Genomic DNA, 17,591 nt, shown 5'->3' with positions numbered 1-17,591 from the left:
GTCAGCCGGCCGTGGGCGGGGGCGGGGACGGCGGGGTGGCTCCGACGGCGACGGGCTCGACAGGGCGGGAGCCCATCCGCTCCACGTCCTTGCGGGAGGCGGCGGCCCTTCGGCGCTGCTGGCGGCGGCTGAGCTGGCCGGGGCCGCGCCCGCCGATGACCCGGGCGAGCAGGAAAAGCAGCAGGACCAGCGCCATCAGCAGCGCCGCGCAGCCGAAGCCGCGGATGATCATGGTCTTCTCGGGCGAGGCGACCAGGGTGAAGGTGGCCAGCGGCAGCGAGGTCTGCGGTCCGTCGAAGGGGTTGAGGTTGAGGCCGGTCGCGGCGCCGGAGGTGAGCAGCACCGGGGAGGTCTCACCGATGCCGCGCGCGGTGCCGAGGATGACGGCGGTGGTCAGGCCCGAGCGGGCGGTCGGCAGGACCACCGTCCACACGGTGCGCCACTGTCCGGCGCCCAGCGCGTACGAGGCCTCCCGCAGTGAGCCGGGGACCAGCCGGATGACGACGTCGGCGGCCCGGATGATGATCGGCAGCATCATCACCGAGAGCGCGAGCGAGGCGGCGAAGCCGGACTTGTCCAGGCCGAGCGCGAGGATCGCGGTGGCGTAGATGAACAGACCGGCCACGATCGACGGCAGCGCCGTCATCGCCTCGACGATGGTGCGCACGAACCGCGCGTAGCGGCCGGGCACTTCGTTGAGGAAGACCGCGCAGGCGAGCCCCAGCGGCACGGTGATCAGCAGCGAGATGCCGATCTGCTGGAGCGTGCCGACGATGGCGTGCACCATGCCGCCGTCGGTGATCGGCTGGAGGGGTCCGGTGCCGGACATGTCCTCGGTGAAGAAGTTCAGATGGCCGAGCGCCTCGTACCCGCGCCAGAGCGCGTAGCCGACGATGAAGAGCAGCGCCGCGAGCAGCAGTCCGGCGAGGGCGTGCACGAGGGTCTGGGCGAGCCGGGCGCGGACCGTCGCGCCGTTCTCGTCGAGGGAGACGAGGACGGCGTACAGCGCCATGAACGCCAGGTACGTGACGACGGTGAAGCCGAGCGGGGCGTTCCAGGGCAGCACCCGGTCGAAGACCACGGCGGTCAGGGCGACCGCCGCGGCGCCCGAGCCGACCAGCGCGAAGACGTCCTTGGCGTGCAGCGAGGAGGTGACGCGGCGGGTCTCGGCGGGCGCGCCGGGGCCGTGCGGGACGACGTCGGGTGTGACCGTGGTCGGCACCTCGTCGGTCGCCGCGGGTTCGGCGGTGGTCAGGGTCATGCGTCGGCTCCCGTTCCGGACCGGCTGCGCGCGACCACGGAGGACGCGATGAAGTTGACGACGAGGGTCATCAGGAAGAGCGAGAGGCCGGCCGCCATGAGCGCGGACATCCCGAGCGGGCTGGCCGCTCCGTAGCGCAGGGCGATCAGCGCGGAGACGGAGTTGGCGCCGTTCTCCAGGATGTGCGGCTGGAAGAAGAAGACCGGCGAGATGATCATGACGACGGCGATGGTCTCGCCGAGCGCGCGGCCGAGCCCGAGCATCGTCCCGCCGATGATGCCGCCCTTGCCGAAGGGCAGGACGACGGTGCGGATGACCCCCCACTGGCTGGCGCCGAGCGCGAAGGCGCCCTCGCGCTCACCGGGCGGGGCCTGCGCGAAGGCCTCCCTCATCACCGAGCAGGCGATGGGGGTGACCATCAGGGCCACGACGATCCCGGCGATGAAGGTGGAGGAGGTGTAGACGGTGGCGGGCGCGAGCGGGTCGCGCGGGTCGGCGCCGTCGACGGCGAAGACCGGGATCCAGCCGAAGTACGTGGAGATCCACCGGGCGAGTCCGGTGATCTGGGGCTGCAGGAAGAAGAAGCCCCACAGGCCGTAGACCACGCTGGGCACGGCCGCCATCAGGTCGACGAGGCTGACCAGGGTCCGGCGCAGCCGGCGGGGCGCGTACTCGGTGATGTAGAGCGCGGTGCCGAGGGCGAGCGGCAGGGCGAAGGTGATCGCGGTGACGCCGATGAGCACGGTGCCGGGCAGCACGGCGGCGATGCCGAAGCGGTGGGAGTCGGGCTCCCAGGCCGAGGTGGTCACGAAGGACCAGCCGGCGTCGCCGAGGGCCTGGGCCGCGCGGACGCTCAGGAAGACGCCGACCAGGGTCATGGTGACCAGGACGACGGCACCCGCGCCGCGCGCGCCGCCCCGGAAGAACCGGTCGGCGGGGTCGCCGGCCTTGGACCGGGGGCGCGGGACGTCGGTGTCCGGGGCGACGGCGGGAGTGACGGTGGGGCCGGGCGTCGGGCCGGCGGTCGGACTGGCGGTGCTCACGAGGCGGTCCCCCGGACGGCGTCGGGCAGCCGCAGCCCGCGCAGCCGTCGGGTGTAGGTGACGCCCGCGGCGAGCTGGCCTTCGGCGGCGGCGGCGAGGAAGAGCTGCAGGCTGTGGCGGCACTCGCGCTGGCGGCGGAAGGTCCGCGCGGCGACGGCGACGCACCGCTCGTCCAGGGCGAGTTGCCAGCTCCAGAGGCCGGTGGTGGCGCCCATGGTGACGAGCGGTACCGCGCGGTCGAGCCCCTCGCGCAGCCGCCGTACGGCCGCGCAGCAGGCGGTGTGACCGCTGTGGAGGTCGGGTCCGCGCCCGAGTTCGTGGTTGTTGGCCCCGACGAGCCGCCAGCTCACGGCCTCCGCCCCGACATCGCCGGGCGTCCACTCGTGCGGCGCCTGACGTCTTTCGACGTCCACCCAGGAAACAAACAGAAACCGTGGCCGAGACACGACACCCGCCCCCTTCGCCCGGACCCCACGCGTGGCCGACAATCGACCACGCGTTCACAGCTGCGCGCATGACAATCACGGCGCTGGGCGCTGGTGGCTACACGGGCCGGTGAAGCAGAGACGGAGAAAATATGAACGAGGGGTAGAAGTCCTCGGGAGGAGTCGGCAGCTACCGGAGCCGCTCGGTCCGTTGTTGTACGCCGCTGGGGGAGTTGCGGCATTCGGCGGCGCGCGGGGCCCTCGATCCACCGGAGGGCGACTTCCGGCCATAGGGCCGATTCACGGCGGCGCGGGGCCGGTTCACGCGCACGAGGACGGCGCGGAGCCTGATCGTCGGCACAGAGCGAGGCCGCGCGTCAAGAGTTCGTACAGTCCGGCGCCAGACAGCAAGATCACTCGGGACGTCCGCATCGGGCGGTTTTGTCGGCACCGCGGGCCCGCGCCGAACAGCCACGTTAAAGTCTGATTTCCGGCCGAAAAAATACGGCAGCGCGACGCCACGCAGCGGGATCGGGTCCCCGACGGCCGGAACACCCGCCCCCGCATGGCCGATCTCCACAGCCCGGTGGGTGCACCCGGCCGGAAGGACGGCCCATCAGCCCCGCCACGGGCAAATGTGACGCGTCTCACGGAATCCCTCTCTCCGGGCGACATTCCGTCCGCGCGCCGTGGTCGGTCCAGGCACGATGGACTCCCTTGTATTCAGAGGCCAATCGGAGCCTCGACCTCCGCCGTGGACGTTGGTTGCCCTGCTGGGGCGGCCGGGTTTTACTGGGCAGAGCTTGCCAGCGGAAGATCCCATCGACACGTCTGGCGCACCCCGTTCTCCGATATAGCTGAATACGAAGCGGAGTCGAAAGAATGCCTGCAAGAACAGCGTCGGTCGTTCTGGACAAGCTCCCCACCCCGCCCCATCCCCACCCCATGTGCGAGCGCGAGGAACAGTTATCGGCCCTGCGGCGCCTCCTCGGCGAAGCACTGGCGGGAAACAGCAGGATCGCCGTCGTCAGCGGTGCCGCCGGACACGGGAAGACCGAACTCCTCGCCGCACTGGCCGAAGAGGCCGAGGGCGCGGGCGCCGTGCATCTCTCCGCGACCGCCTCCCGCATGGAGCGGTACGTGCCCTTCGGTGTGCTCGCCCAACTGTTCCGCAACGTGGAGCTGCCGCCCGCGGCGGCCGGACATGTGGCCCGCCTGCTCGACCGGGCACTGAGCGCCGACGCCGCGAACACGCAGGACGCCGCCGCCGTCCCGCCGCGCCTCTTCCACGAGATGGGCACGGCCATGCACGACCTCGTCAAATACGTCGAGCGGCCGCTGCTCATCAGCGTCGACGACGTCGAGTACGCGGACACCCCGTCCCTGCTGTGCCTGTCCTCCCTCACCCGCCGGCTGCGGGTCACTCCGCTCCTCCTCGTCCTCAACGAACTCCCCTCCCCGCGCAGGTCGAGCACCCTGCTACGCGCGGAGCTCCCCCCGGAGCCGGTCTGCCACCGCGTACGGCTGCCACCCCTGTCCCTCGTCGGGGTGCGCGAACTCCTCGCCTCGCGCCTCGGCCCGAGCGCCGCCGAAGCCCTCGGCACGGAGTGCCTCGCCGCCACCGGCGGAAACCCCTTCCTCGTCCGGGGCCTGGTCGAGGACACCATCGCGGCGGCGCAGGAGTGGCCCGCCCCTGTGCTCTCCTCGGGCACCCTCTTCGAGCAGGCCGTCCTCGGCTGCCTCTACCGCTGCGCCACATCGGTGCGGACGATCGCACGGATCATGGCCGTCCTGCACGATCCCCGGTACGTCCCGCTGCTCGTCCAGTTCCCCGGGACGCACCCGCAATCCCTCGACCTGGCGCTGAACACGCTGGAGGAGACAGGCCTGCTGGCGAACGGCTCCTGGCGCCACCCCGACGCGCGCACCGCCGTGCTGCACGACATGACCCCCGAGGCGCGCGCCGAGCTGCACACCAGGATCGGGACCCTGCTCTTCAAGAACGGCGCTCCGGTGACGGCGGTCGCCCATCACCTCGTCGCCGCGAGCCAGATCGACAACGACTGCGCCGCGGGCGTGCTGCTCGAGGCCGCGCAGGAGGGCCTCGCCACCGGCGACACCACCCTCGCGACCGACTGCCTCTCCGTCGCCTACCGGTACGACCGGAGCAAGGAGCACTTCACCGCCACCACGGCGATGCTCTTCCGCACCGAGTGGCGGTCCGATCCGCGCACCGCGGCCCGCCGGCTGCCCGCCCTGTTGGACGCGGCCCGCTGCGGCCTGCTGACCGGACGTCATGTGGCAGCGCCCGTCGACGCGCTGCTCTGGTTCGGCCGGCCGAGCACGGCCCTGGAGATCCTGGAGCAGATGGAGGGGCACGCCCGGCTCCGCCAGGACGCGGAGGCGTCGGCCACCCTGCGCAGGTGCCGGACCACCCTCGCCCTGCTGTACCCGGCGGCGGCGGAGGGCGGCGACGCCACGGCGGTGGCGGGCGGTCCGTACGTACCGCCCGCCGCCACCCGGGGGCAGACCCTGGCCGAGCTGCCGCGGGTGCTCCGGGACGGGCCCGGGCCGCTCACCGCCCTGTGCGCGGAACAGGCCCTGGTCAGCCACCAGTTGGACGACGACACCCTGATCCCGCTCGTGGTGGCGGTCAGCACGCTGATCCTCAACGGGATGTACACCTCGGCCGAGCAGTGGATCGACTCGCTCACCGCCGCCGCCCGGAGCCAGTCGGCGCCCGTCTGGCAGGCGCTGTTCGAGAGCCTGCGGGCGAAGCTGGCCCTGCACCGGGGCGACCCGGCCGAGGCCGCTCGGCTGGCCGAGCGGGCCCTCGGCGAGACCCCGGCCGCCGGCTGGGGCGTCCTCATCGGGCTGCCGCTGACCGTCGCCCTGGAGGCGTACACCGCGCTCGGCTCGCACGAACGGGCGCTGGCCCAGCTCCAGGTGGAGCCGCCCGAGGGCATGTTCCAGACCCCGATCGGGGTCGGCTACCTGCGCGCCCGGGGCAACGCGCTGCTCGCGAGCGGCCAGTCGCAGGCGGCCCTGGACGACTTCGCCGCCGTCGGCGAGCTGGCCACCCGCTGGCAGATGGACGTCCCGGCCCTGCTCCCCTGGCGCACCGACGCGGCCCGGGCCCACCTGGCGCGCGGCGAACTCGCGCGCGCCCGCGAACTGGCCACCGAGCAGTCGGTCCTCGTCGGACCCGGGCACCACGAGGCGCGGTCCGTGACGATGCGGACGCTGGCCGCGACCGCGCCCCCGCAGGAGCGGATCAAGCTCCTGGGGCACGCCATGGAGGCCGCGCAGAAGTGCGGCAACCCGCTGGAACTCGCGTACACGCTCAACGCGCTGAGCCGGTGCCACCTCGACACCGGGCAGTACAGCAAGGGCCGGATGGCGCTGCGCCGGGCCCGTCAGCTCGCCGAGCAGTCCGGTGTGCCGCTGCCCGCCAGGACACCACCGGAAGCGGCGCGAAGACCTCAAGAGCTCGGCGCGGCGACCGGCGGCGAGAAGCTGGTCGCCCTGCTGAGCGACGCGGAGATGCGGGTCGTGGCCCTCGCCGTCCGAGGCCACAGCAACCGCCAGATAGCGGGCAAACTCTTCGTGACCGTCAGCACCGTCGAGCAGCACCTCACCCGGGTGTACCGGAAGCTCGGGATCAGGCGGCGCAGCGACCTCGTCCTCGCCGTGAACGGCGAGGGCGCGCCGGGAGTCACCGCCCGGCGCGCCTCCTGAGCCCGGAGTCCCACGGGCCCGCCCGGCGGCCTCCGCCGGCCGGGCCCGGATCTCATCCGGCGCCGGGGCCGGGCGGTCCGGTCCTCACGCCGTACGGTCCGGCGCCGTGGCCGCGGGGCGGACGGTGAGGGCCTCGCGGATCACCCCGGCCACGGCGTCGCGCCGCGCGTCCAGGTAGAAGTGACCGCCGGGGAAGACCCGCACGTCGACCGGGGCCGTGGTGTGGGTGCGCCAGGCCGCCGCGTCCTCGACGGACGTGACCGGGTCGGCGTCGCCGACGAGCACGGTGACCGGGCAGCCGACGCGGGCCTCGGGCGGCGCGTAGTGCCCGGCGACGGCCCGGTAGTCGGCGCGCAGCGTGGGCAGCAGCAGCGCCATCATGTCCTCGTCGGCGAGCAGCGCCTCGTCGGTGCCGCTCAACTGTCGTACCCGCGCGAGGATCGCGGCGTCGTCCAGCGGTCCGGTGCCGCCCTCCGTACGGACTGAGGGCGCGCGGCGCCCGGACAGGAAGAGCCGTACCGGCCCGGAGCCGCCGGCCTGCCGCTCGTAGCGGCGCGCCACCTCGAAGGCGACCGCCGCTCCCATGCTGTGGCCGAAGAACGCGCAGTCGGCGGGGAGTTCGGGTCCGAGCGCCGCGACGACCGCGTCCGCGAGCGCGTCGATGCTCTCGGCGGGAGGTTCGAGGCGTCGGTCCTGGCGACCGGGGTACTGCAGGGCGAGGACCTCGACGTCCGGTGCGAGGGTCCGCGAGAGCGCGGTGTAGGCGCTCGCGGCGCCGCCCGCGTGCGGGAAGCAGACGAGGGTGGGCGCGGCTTGCGGCACCGCGGTGAATCGACGTAACCAGAGACGCGTGTGCGCGTGTTGGATGTCCACGTCGGGAGCGTAGGCAGCCGTCCGGGCCGGCCGGAACCCCTACTCCGGTGCCCTGCGGGCCACTCCCCCGCGGACTCCGCCGACCCCTGGTGCGACTCCTCCTGCGACCCCTGTCCGCCACGGGGTGTCCCTGCACGAAGACCCGTGGCCCCTCGTCGAGTCGGCGAGGGGCCACGGGTCTTCTCTGGTCGGGACCCGCGGCCGGTACGGGGGAATTCCCGGCCGCGGGTCCCCGTCGGGGACGTGGTGGGCGTCAGGAGACGCGCACCTCGGGCTTCTCCTCGGCCGGGGCGGGGGCCTCGGCAGGGGGCTTGCGGAGGTTGAGCGCGGCCACGGCGCCGAGGAGGGCGGCCGCGGCGGTGACCCAGCCGGCCAGCCGCAGACCGGCGATGACGTCGGCGTCGGCCGGGGCGGGGGCACCGGCGGTCAGGTCGAGGCCGGAGTTGGCGATGACCAGGATGACGGCGAGTCCGACGGCCGCGCCGATCTGCTGCGAGGTGGAGGCGAGGGCGGAGGCGACACCCTGCTCGGCCGGGTCCACGCCGGCCCCCGCGGTCGCGAAGATCGAGGTGAACGCCAGGCCGCCGCCGAAGCCGTAGAGGGCGACACCGGGCAGGACCGCCCAGTACGTGCCGCCTGCGACCATGCCCGCGGCCATCGCGGCCATGCCGATCGCGTAGATGAGCATGCCGAGGGAGAGGGCTCCGCGCAGACCCGTCTTGTTGAGCATGGTCGCGGCGATCTTGCCGCCGGCGAGCATCGCGAGCAGGCCCAGCGGGAGGAAGGCGAGGCCGGCCTGGAGCGCGTTGTAGTCGAGGATGTTCTGGATGTACGTGGTGAAGAGGTAGTAGCCGCCGCTCAGGGCGCTCATGTGCAGGAACGCCACCATCATCGAGGTGACGAGGCTGCGGTTGCGGAACATCCGCAGCGGGGCGAGCGGGGCGCTGGTCTTGGCCTCGATGAGGAAGAACGAGGCGACGAGCAGCAGGCCGACGATCAGCGAGCCGAGCACCCGGGGCGTGGTCCAGCCGGACTCGGGGCCGCTGACCAGGCCGAACACGACGAGCGTGGCGCCGATGGTGACGACCAGGGCGCCCGGGATGTCGAAGCCCTGACGGGCGCCGGTGCGCGGGGCGTCCGGAGCGAGCAGGCTGGGCACGCCGAGGAGCGCGACGAGGGCCAGCGGGGCCATGAAGAAGAAGACCCACTCCCAGCCGAGCCACTGGGTGAGCACACCGCCGAGCAGCGCGCCCGCGGCGAGGCCGCCGCTGCCGGTGGCGCCCCAGACGGCGAGCGCCTTGTTGCGCGCGGGGCCCTCCTCGAAGCTGGTGACGACCAGGGTGAGCGTCGCGGGGAAGAGCAGCGCGCCGCCGAGGCCCTGCACGGCCCGCGCGGCGACCAGGAGTTCCGCCGAGCCGGCGAGGCCGCCGACCAGGGCCGAGACGCCGAAGAGGACGAGCGCCGCGACGAAGACCCGGCGGGCGCCGAGCCGGTCGGCGGCGCGTCCGCCGAAGAGCAGGAAGCCGCCGAAGGCCACGGCGTAGGAGCTGACGACCCACTGGAGGGTCTGCGGGGAGAAGTCGAGGGCCTTGCCGATGTCCGGCAGCGCCACGAACACGATGTTGTAGTCCACGGCGATGATGAACTGGGCCAACGCCAGCAGCGCAAGCCTCAGGCCGGACCGCTGATGCGAGCTAACGGAACCTTCCACTGGATTGGAGCCCTTCTGCAAAAGGAGAACGGCGAGCCGCTCTCTACATGTCGTTCGATTGCTGAGCGGTGTTCAGAGTTCGCATGGGAGATGGTACCGCCACGCCGTTCACTGTCAAGCGGAATCGGCGTGCGCGCGAACCGGCCCCGGACCGTGTGCGCGGTCCGGGGCCGGCGATCGAGCGGGGGCGGGCGCCGCACCGGCGCCGCAGGGCAGGTCAGGCGGGGTCGGCGTCGCCGACCGGGCCGAGGACGACCGGCAGTTCGCCGATCACCCGCAGCGAGATCCCGGGCCAGCGCTCCACCCGTCGGCTGTCGTCCAGGCGGACCTCACGCCGGATGAGGGCGGCGAGCGCCTCCTGGCCGATCATGCGCGCGATCGGGGCCGCGACACAGAAGTGGATGCCGTGCCCGAAGCCGAGGTTGCGGGTCTGCTCCCGGGTGATGTCGAGCCGCTCCGGGTCGTCGAAGGCCGCCGGGTCGCGGTTGGCGGCGGCCATCATCACCGCCACGTACTCCCCGGCCCGCACCGGGATGCCCGCCACGTCGGCGTCCTCCAGGGCGGTCCTGGTCACCATCGCCAGCGTGCTGTCGTAGCGCAGCAGCTCCTCGACGGCGGCCGGCACCCGGTCCGGGTTCGCCCGCAGCCACGCGAACTGCGCGGGGTGGGAGAGCAGGTTGTGGACCTGGTTGCCGATGAGCGCGGCCGTGGCACCGAACCCGGCGGCCAGCAGGTTCATCAGGAGCATGGCCAGCTCCCACTCGGACAACCGGTCGCCCTCCTGCTCCGCGCGGGCCAGTTCGCTGATGAGGTCGTCGCCGGGCGCCTCCCGGCGCGCGGCCACCATCTCGATGCCCGCGTTGATGAAGACGTCACGGGCGCCGTTGCGGCCGGTCTTCTGCTCGTCGGTGAGCGTGAAGCCGGGGTCGAGACCGCGCCCGCTCTCCATGGTGTTGGCGAAGAAGAGCGGGTGGTAGTGCTCGGGTATGTCCATCATGTCGCTGAGGACCCGGGCCGGCAGCGGCCGGGACAGCACCTGCTGGAGGTCGACGCGCCCGTCCGGGTGCTCCGCCAGGGCCTGGTCGAGCAACTCCTCCGCGTACCGCGCCGCCTTGGGGCGCAGGTCGGCGATCATCTTCGGCGTGAACGCCTTGGACACCAGGCCGCGGATCCGGGTGTGGTCCGGCGGGTCCATGAACATGAGGATGCGGCCGGACTCCCCGCTCGCGGGGTTCTCCACGAACTGGTCGGCCACCATCGGGTTGACCCCCCAGCCGAACCGGGGGTCCTTCATGAGCGCCGCGGCCTCCTCGTAGCCGTACACGGCCACGATCCCGCCCGGCGTGCGGAAGGCCCTGCCGTGCTCCTCCCTGGTCTTGCGGTGGTACGGAAACGGGTCGGCATGGAAATCGGGGTCGAACGGGTCGAAGGGAAGCGCCCGCCGAGCGGCTTCGGGGTCGTACGTGATGACATCCGGGATTTTTGCGGTCGACGCCTCGGTCATTTTCCACATCCCACTCGATTGAGGACCGTCTGCTGGGATCCGGAAATTACTTGCGACCTCCCCCTAGGGCCAACCCCTCTCCCCGCGCGGGGAGGACTGGGGTACCCCAGAAAATCTGGGGTTGGCACTAGGGGGAGAGGCCCACTACTTTCACCGGGGAAATCGCAGAGTATCGCACCGAAAACTCCCTGACACGAGGTTCGGATGAGCAATGGCAGCGACCGCAACAATTCCATGGAATTCCCTGAGATCCTCGGCGGATTCGACCTCACCGACCACGCGGGATTCGCCGGCGGGATTCCGTACGGGCTGTTCGCGAGGCTCCGCCGCGAGGCACCCGTACTCCTGCACCCCGCCGGCACCCTCCCGGACGGCGAGAGCTTCTGGGTGCTGACCCGGCACGCGGACATCGCGGCGGCGTCGGTGGACCCGGTCTTCTCCTCGCAGGGCGGTGGCGGTCGCGCCGGCGGCGGCTCCCACCTGGAGGACCTGCCGTTCGGCGGCGGCCTCACCGGCAGCGTGCTGGCCATGATGGACAACCCCCGGCACGACGTGTTCAAGCACCTGCTCGGCCCGGCCCTGGCGACCGCCGTGACCGCTCTGGAGCCCGAACTCCGGGCGACCGCGGCGGACCTGGCGGACGCCCTGGTCACGCGCGGCCGGGCGAACCTGGTCGACGACTACACCGAGCCCTTCGCGCTGCGCTCGGTGGCCCTGCTCCTCGGCATTCCGCGCGAGGACTGGCCCCGGCTCACGGAATGGGTGCACGCCGTCCTCGGATTCACCCACCGCAGGACCGGACAGGTGGACGACGTCTCGCGGGCCGTCTACCAGAATCTGCGCTCCTACTTCACCTCGCTCCTCGAAGAGAAGCGACGGCGGCCCGCGGACGATCTGGGCTCCGTCCTCGCCAACGGCGAACTGCCCGCCGACAGCGGCCAGCCACCGCTCACCGAGATGGAGCGGGAGACCAACGCGAGCGTCCTGCTCGTCAGCGGCTTCGAACAGCCGCGCAACACGATCGCCGGCGGCCTGCTGGCCTTCGCCCACCACCCCGACCAGTGGCGGGAGTTGCGCAAGGACCGCGCCCTGCTGCCGACCGCGGTCGAGGAGGTGCTCCGCTGGCTGCCCGCGAACCCGTACAACCGGCGCACCCTCACCCAGGACGTGGAGCTGCACGGCACGCGCATGCGCGCGGGCGACAAGGTGACCCTGTGGTGGCCGTCCGCCAACCGTGACGAGACGGTGTTCCCCGACGCGGAGCGGTTCGACATCCGGCGCGACCCCAATCCGCACCTGTCCTTCGGCCACGGCGTCCACTACTGCCTCGGCGACGCCTTCGGCCGCCTGGAGATCCGGCTCGCGCTCGACGCGCTGCTCGACCGGGTCGAGGAGATCCGGCCCGCCGGACCCGAGACCTGGGCGCCCAACAACAAGCACACGGTGCTGCTCGACGTCCCGGTCGAACTCGTCCCCGCGCAGGAGGTGTGATGACCACGCCCGCCGTGGAGGCGCCCCCCACCCGCGGCTTCGCCGCCGCGCTGGAGAGCGGGCTGCTCGGCCCGGAGCCGCCCGCCTTCCCCGAACAGGACGCGGCGGACCGGGCCGAGGGCGACGCGACCACCGCCCGGCTCGACGCGTTCCTGCGCGCCCGGCTCGACCCGGACCGGGTCGACCTGACCGGAGAACTCCCGGAGGGGTTCCTCGACGACCTGCGGGCGAGCGGCTTCCTGAAGCTGCGTCTCGGACCGGAGGCCGAGGGCCTCGGGCTCTCGCCGTACAACACCTTCCGCGCCGTCGAGCACGCCGCCGGACTCTGCATGCCCGCCGGGCAGATGCTCGCCGTCCAGGCCGGGGTCGGCGCGCCCGCGCTGGTGCCCGCGCTGCCCGAGGGGCCGCTGCGCGACCACCTCACCGGGCGGCTCGCCGACGGCGCGGTCTCGGGGTTCGCGCTGACGGAGCCCGCAGGGCAGAACAACGCCTGGCCGGGCACCACGGCCACGCCGGCCGCCGACGGCGCCTCCTACGTCCTGCGCGGGGAGAAGGTGTTCACCGGGCACGGTCCCGTGGCCGACCTGCTGGCGGTCGCGGCCACCGAACACACGGTGGAGGGGCGCCGGTTGTGCGTCTGCTTCGTCGACACGTCCGCCGCCGGTTTCGAGGTGACCTCCTCCATCGAGTTCGCCGGCAGCCGGGGGCTGCCCAACGGGGCGCTGCGCCTGGACGGGGTGCGGGTGCCGGCGGAGCACGTGGTGCGCGGCGCGCCCGAGGAGCCGCGCTTCTCCGACCGGATGGCCGACGTCCTCCTCGACGGCCAGCTGTACTTCACCGGCGCCCCCGCGCTCGCCATCGCCCGGCTGTGCCGCAGCTGGTCCGCGGAGTTCCTCGCCCGGCGCAGCGTCAACGGCCGCGCCCTGATCGAGTACGACGCCGTCCAGCGCCTTGTCGCCCGGACGCTCGCCGAGGTGCACGCGGTGGACAGCGTGATCCGCTGGGCACTGATCGGCCCGGGAGCCGAGGACCGCTGGTTCGAGCGGCTCACGGCCAAGAACCTGGCCGTGCGCACCGCCTGGCGGATCGTCGACAGGACCGTCTCGCTGTACGGGGCGGAGGGCGTCGAGACGGTGCCGAGCAAGCTCCGCCGGGGAGCGCCCCCCGTCCCGCTGGAGCGCCGGATGCGCGACGCCCGCAGCCTGCGCATCGCCGGGAACGTGGACTTCCAGCTGGACGCCCAGGCCGGGCGGCGGCTGCTGACCCGGTACTACGCGACGACCGGTGACGCGCCGGCCGCCGCCTTCCCCGGGCACACCACGGGCGGGGACGGCACGGCAGGCCTCACGGGGGCGAACCGGGCCCATCTGACGGCCGTACGGGAGCAGGTGGCCCGGTTCCATGAGACCTGCGCGGCCCTGGTGAAGGCCCACCCGGAGCAGGAGGAGCTCTTCGAGAAGGAGCACACGCTGATCCTGCTCGGCCGGATCGGGGCGGAGCTGTTCGCCATGTACGCGGTGCTCGCGAGGGCCGCGCAGGCACGCCCCCGCGACGAGGGCGGCGGCGAGGGCGCGTACGCGGACGCGGCGTCGGGGACGCTCGCGGAGGTGTACTGCGTCGAGGCGGGCCATCGGCTCGCCGATCTGTGGCGACGGCTCGACACCGGCCCGGAACCCGACTACGCGGGGCTCGGCAGACGTTGGCTGGCGGGCTGCGCGGACCGTCCCTGAGACGTGCGACGGCCGGGCCGGGGAGCGCATCCCCGGCCCGGCCGTCGGCGTTTCACGTCAGGCGGCGGCCACCGGCTCGCCCGTCGGCACGTGCCCCAGGGACTTGGAGAGGTCGATGAGTTCGGCGCGGTAGAGCTTCGCGGGGTCGCGGACCTGGGGGGCCAGGTGGCCGTACACCTCCAGCGAGACCAGGCCGTGCATCCGGCCCCAGACGCGCAGCGAGAGGGCGACGGCGGCCGGCGGCAGGTCCGGGAAGGAGCGGCGGATCAGGTCGCCGAAGTCCGGGTCGAAGTCGGACCAGGCGTGGTCGCTGCCGATGTAGAGGTGCTGTGCCTTGGGCCAGGCGGCGGCGACGATGCTGGTGAGGACGGCGCAGGAGCGGTGCTCCGCCTCGGCGGCGGCACCACCCTCCGGGGGCTGGTAGTCGGGCACGGCGTCGCCGTACACCAGGCGGAACTCCTCCGGGTTGCCCACCGCCCAGTCGCGGTAGGCCTGCCCGAACGCGAGCACCTGCGCGGCCGCGTCCCCCTTGGGCGTCTTCTCGACGGCGGCTTCCAGGGTGTCGGCCAGCCGGCCGTAGACATCCGCGATCAGGACGCTGACCAGGTTGTCCCGGGTGTCGAAGTAGCTGTAGATGGCACCGGCGGTCATCCCCATGTCACGGGCGATGGCACGCAGCGAGATCGCGGCCGTCCCGCTGGTGGCCATGTGCTCCAGGGCGGTCGCCTTGATCTCCGCGGTTGTCGCTTCGCGCAGCCGCATCCTCCGGCTTTGAGTCACCTGTCCCATGCTCGGCATCTTAGCAGTGTTGAAACATAAATACCGCTCCCCGGTTCCTTCACGGCATGTAATTTACTGGCGGAGTGCAAATGATGAACACTGTGTACATGACTCAGCCCATCACGCGGCCCCAGGCGGGCGGCACCCTCCGCATCGGGGGCGATCTCACCGTCAACCGGCTCGGCTACGGCGCCATGCGGCTCACCGGACCGGGCATCTGGGGCGACCCGGCGGACCCCGCCGAGGCGGTCCGTGTGCTCCGGCGGGCCGTGGAGCTCGGCGTGAACTTCATCGACACCGCCGACGCCTACGGCCCGTTCACCAGCGACCTCCTCATCAAGAAGGCCCTGCACCCGTACGCGGACGACCTGGTCATCGCCACCAAGGTCGGCCTCACGCGCCCCGGCCCCGACGACTGGCGTCCGGTCGGGCGGCCCGAGTACCTCCGCCAGCAGGTCGAGCTCAACCTCCGCCACCTCGGCCTCGACGCGATACCCCTGCTCCAGCTGCACCGGATCGACCCGGCCGTCCCCCTGGAGGACCAGGTCGGCGCGCTGGCCGAGCTGCGCGCGGAGGGCAAGATCCGGCACATCGGCCTGTCCGAGGTCACGGTGGAGGAGCTGGAGAAGGCACGGGCGGTCACCCCGATCGCCTCCGTCCAGAACCTCTACAACCTCGCCGAGCGCAAGTACGAGGACGTCCTGCTCCACGCCGAGCAGCAGGGCCTCGCGTTCATCGCCTGGTTCCCGCTCGCCATGGGACAGCTGGCCGCGCCGGACGGCACGCAGGGGAGCGCCGAGGGCGACGTGGCGGGCGGTGCCACGCCCGCGCAGCTCGCGCTCGCCTGGCTGCTGCGCCACTCCCCCGCCCTGCTCCCGATCCCCGGCACGTCCTCGGTGGCGCACCTGGAGGAGAACATGGCGAGCGCGGCGATCCGGCTGTCCGACGAGGACTACCGGTCCATGACCGCCGTCTCCTGACGGCACGAGAGGAACCCGGATGCCGCCCACCGAGCACGGTCACCGCGTCGTGGCCGTCCACGGGTCCCAGACCGTACGGGTGTCGATCGGCGGCCGTACGGTCGCCGCGTCCGACCGGCCCGTCCTCGTCCACGAGACCGGTCTGCCCGTGCGCTACTACCTTCCGCCCGAGGACGTCGACCTCACGCTCTTCGACACCTCCGAGACCCGGACCACCTGCCCCTACAAGGGCGAGGCGGCCTACTGGTCGTTCCGCGGCGACGGCCCGGACGCGCCGGCCCACCCGGACGTGGCGTGGTCGTACCTCGACCCGATCGACGCCGTCCCCGAGATCAAGGGGTACCTGTCGTTCTACGACGACATCGCCGTCGTGGACGTGGCAGGCCCGGCGCCCGAGGCGCCGGCCGTCTGACACGTCCGCGTTCCGACGCGACCCTTTCCGACGCACGACGGGCCGGCGCGGACTCCGCGCCGGCCCTCCGGTACCCGCCGTCCGCTCAGGCCGGCGGGTTGCCGTGCTTGCGGGCCGGCAGGTCGGCGTGCTTGGAACTCAGCATGTCCAGGGCGCCGATCAGCACCTGGCGGGTGTCGCGGGGGTCGATCACGTCGTCGACCAGGCCGCGTTCGGCCGCGTAGTACGGATGCATCAGCTCGGCCTTGTACTCCTTGATCTTCTGGGCGCGCACCTCGTCGGGGTCGTCGGCGTCCGCGATCTCGCGCCGGAAGATCACGTTGGCCGCGCCCTCGGCGCCCATCACCGCGATCTCGTTGCTCGGCCAGGCCAGCGAGAGGTCCGCGCCGATCGAGCGGGAGTCCATGACGATGTACGCGCCGCCGTACGCCTTGCGCAGGATCAGGCTGATCCGCGGCACGGTCGCGTTGCAGTACGCGTACAGCAGCTTCGCGCCGTGCCGGATGATGCCGTTGTGCTCCTGGTCGACGCCCGGCAGGAAGCCGGGCACGTCCACCAGGGTGACCAGCGGGATGTTGAACGCGTCGCACAGCGAGACGAACCGGGCCGCCTTCTCCGAGGCGTGGATGTCCAACACCCCGGCGGCGGAGGACGGCTGGTTGGCGACGATGCCGACGACCCGGCCGTCGAGCCGCGTCAGCGCGCAGACGATGTTCGTCGCCCACCGCTCGTGGACCTCGAAGAACTGCCCGTCGTCGACGATCTCCTCGATCACCGCCCGCATGTCGTACGACTGGTGGGGATCGTCCGGGACCAGGTCGAGCAGCACGTCGTTCGGCCGGTCGACCGGGTCGTCGCACATCTCCGCGGGCGGCATCTCCCGGTTGTTCTGCGGGAGCAGCGAGAGCAGGAAGCGCACCTCCTCCAGACAGGACTCCTCGTCGTCGTGGACGAAACCGGCGACGCCCGACACGCCCGCGTGGACGTCCGCGCCGCCGAGCCCGTCCATGGACACCTGGGCGCCCGTCACGGCCTGCACGACGTCGGGTCCGGTGATGAACATCTGCGAGGTCTCCCGGACCATGAAGACGAAGTCGGTGAGCGCGGGCGAGTACGCCGCCCCGCCCGCGCACGGCCCGAGCATGACGCTGATCTGCGGGATCACCCCGGAGTTGCGGGTGTTGCGGCGGAAGATCCCGCCGTAGCCCGCCAGCGCGGTGACGCCCTCCTGGATCCGCGCGCCCGCGCCGTCGTTGAGCGAGACCAGGGGCGCACCGGAGGACGCGGCGAGGTCCATCAGCTTGTGGATCTTGGCGGCGTGGGCCTCGCCGAGGGCGCCGCCGAAGATCCGGAAGTCGTGCGCGTACACGAAGACGGTCCGGCCGTGGACCGTGCCCCAACCGGTGATCACCCCGTCGGAGTGGGGGCGGCGCCGCTCCATGCCGAAGCCGGACGAGCGGTGCCGCCGCAGCGCCTCGATCTCCTGGAACGAGCCTTCGTCGAGGAGCAGTTCGATCCTCTCGTGCGCGGTGAGCTTGCCCCGGGCGTGCTGGCGCGCGGTGGCCGTCGGGTCCGTCCCCCGACGTACCCGCGACTTCAGCTCGATCAGTTCCGCGAGGCGGTCTGTGGCCGGCATGGCTGGA

13 protein-coding genes are annotated in these 17,591 nt (G+C 72.5%); 5 read left to right on the top strand and 8 right to left on the bottom strand.

Translation table 11 applies throughout. The features are described from left to right. Window position 1: 1 nt before the first annotated feature. From pstA to AB0E14_RS24750, 3 genes are read right to left on the bottom strand one after another with little or no spacing between them, the layout of a single operon-like run. Window positions 2-1,261 carry a phosphate ABC transporter permease PstA gene (gene pstA, locus AB0E14_RS24760; RefSeq protein ID WP_362422028.1) on the bottom strand — a complete coding sequence of 420 codons (1,260 nt, stop codon included), beginning with the start codon at window positions 1,259-1,261 and terminating at the stop codon, window positions 2-4. Continuing rightward, window positions 1,258-2,304 carry a phosphate ABC transporter permease subunit PstC gene (gene pstC, locus AB0E14_RS24755; RefSeq protein ID WP_362422024.1) on the bottom strand — a complete coding sequence of 349 codons (1,047 nt, stop codon included), beginning with the start codon at window positions 2,302-2,304 and terminating at the stop codon, window positions 1,258-1,260. The genes pstA and pstC overlap by 4 nt, the downstream gene beginning before the upstream one ends. Continuing rightward, entirely contained in the window at window positions 2,301-2,717 is a 417-nt protein-coding gene (locus tag AB0E14_RS24750; protein ID WP_362422021.1) for a hypothetical protein, read from the bottom strand. Before AB0E14_RS24750 ends, pstC begins: the two co-directional genes overlap by 4 nt. An 894-nt stretch (window positions 2,718-3,611) precedes the next feature. Here AB0E14_RS24750 and AB0E14_RS24745 point away from each other — a divergent pair. Further along, on the top strand, window positions 3,612-6,467 hold the full coding sequence (locus AB0E14_RS24745) for an AAA family ATPase (protein WP_362422019.1): 2,856 nt from the start codon (window positions 3,612-3,614) through the stop codon (window positions 6,465-6,467). A gap of 84 nt (window positions 6,468-6,551) precedes the next feature. On the opposite strand, the gene AB0E14_RS24740 is transcribed toward AB0E14_RS24745, so the two are convergent. From AB0E14_RS24740 to AB0E14_RS24730, 3 genes are all read right to left on the bottom strand, one after another. After that, window positions 6,552-7,340 carry an alpha/beta fold hydrolase gene (locus AB0E14_RS24740; RefSeq protein ID WP_362422016.1) on the bottom strand — a complete coding sequence of 263 codons (789 nt, stop codon included), beginning with the start codon at window positions 7,338-7,340 and terminating at the stop codon, window positions 6,552-6,554. Window positions 7,341-7,593: 253 nt separating this feature from the next. After that, a complete protein-coding gene (locus AB0E14_RS24735) occupies window positions 7,594-8,994 on the bottom strand; it encodes an MFS transporter (protein WP_362422014.1) in 1,401 nt (466 codons plus the stop codon). A gap of 274 nt (window positions 8,995-9,268) precedes the next feature. Then, the gene (locus AB0E14_RS24730) at window positions 9,269-10,555 is read right to left on the bottom strand and encodes a cytochrome P450 (RefSeq protein WP_362422011.1); all 1,287 of its coding nucleotides are present in this window, start codon (window positions 10,553-10,555) and stop codon (window positions 9,269-9,271) included. 234 nt (window positions 10,556-10,789) lie between these two features. Between AB0E14_RS24730 and AB0E14_RS24725 the strand changes: the two genes are divergently transcribed. Together AB0E14_RS24725 and AB0E14_RS24720 are read left to right on the top strand one after the other, a co-directional pair. Continuing rightward, window positions 10,790-12,046: a cytochrome P450 gene (locus tag AB0E14_RS24725; protein ID WP_362422008.1), complete on the top strand. Its 1,257-nt coding sequence runs from the start codon at window positions 10,790-10,792 to the stop codon at window positions 12,044-12,046. After that, window positions 12,046-13,776, top strand: a complete 1,731-nt coding sequence (locus AB0E14_RS24720) for an acyl-CoA dehydrogenase family protein (protein ID WP_362422004.1) — start codon at window positions 12,046-12,048, stop codon at window positions 13,774-13,776. Before AB0E14_RS24725 ends, AB0E14_RS24720 begins: the two co-directional genes overlap by 1 nt. A gap of 57 nt (window positions 13,777-13,833) precedes the next feature. Here the strand turns inward: AB0E14_RS24720 and AB0E14_RS24715 are convergent, their stop codons facing one another. After that, complete coding sequence (locus AB0E14_RS24715) at window positions 13,834-14,565, bottom strand: TetR/AcrR family transcriptional regulator (protein WP_362422001.1); 732 nt, start codon at window positions 14,563-14,565, stop codon at window positions 13,834-13,836. A 98-nt stretch (window positions 14,566-14,663) separates the two neighbouring features. Between AB0E14_RS24715 and AB0E14_RS24710 the strand changes: the two genes are divergently transcribed. Both AB0E14_RS24710 and AB0E14_RS24705 read left to right on the top strand, forming a co-directional pair. Continuing rightward, window positions 14,664-15,536: an aldo/keto reductase gene (locus AB0E14_RS24710; protein ID WP_362421997.1), complete on the top strand. Its 873-nt coding sequence runs from the start codon at window positions 14,664-14,666 to the stop codon at window positions 15,534-15,536. Between the two features lie 19 nt (window positions 15,537-15,555). Beyond that, entirely contained in the window at window positions 15,556-15,948 is a 393-nt protein-coding gene (locus tag AB0E14_RS24705) for a DUF427 domain-containing protein (protein ID WP_362421994.1), read from the top strand. A gap of 85 nt (window positions 15,949-16,033) precedes the next feature. Here AB0E14_RS24705 and AB0E14_RS24700 read toward each other — a convergent pair whose 3' ends face one another. Next, a complete protein-coding gene (locus AB0E14_RS24700) occupies window positions 16,034-17,584 on the bottom strand; it encodes an acyl-CoA carboxylase subunit beta (RefSeq protein WP_362421991.1) in 1,551 nt (516 codons plus the stop codon). Window positions 17,585-17,591: the final 7 nt, after the last annotated feature.

Source organism: Streptomyces sp. NPDC047981 (assembly GCF_040653315.1).
Taxonomy (GTDB): domain Bacteria; phylum Actinomycetota; class Actinomycetes; order Streptomycetales; family Streptomycetaceae; genus Streptomyces.
The sequence above is the reverse complement of the archived record's forward strand: the minus strand, read 5'-3'. Positions and strand labels throughout refer to the sequence as shown.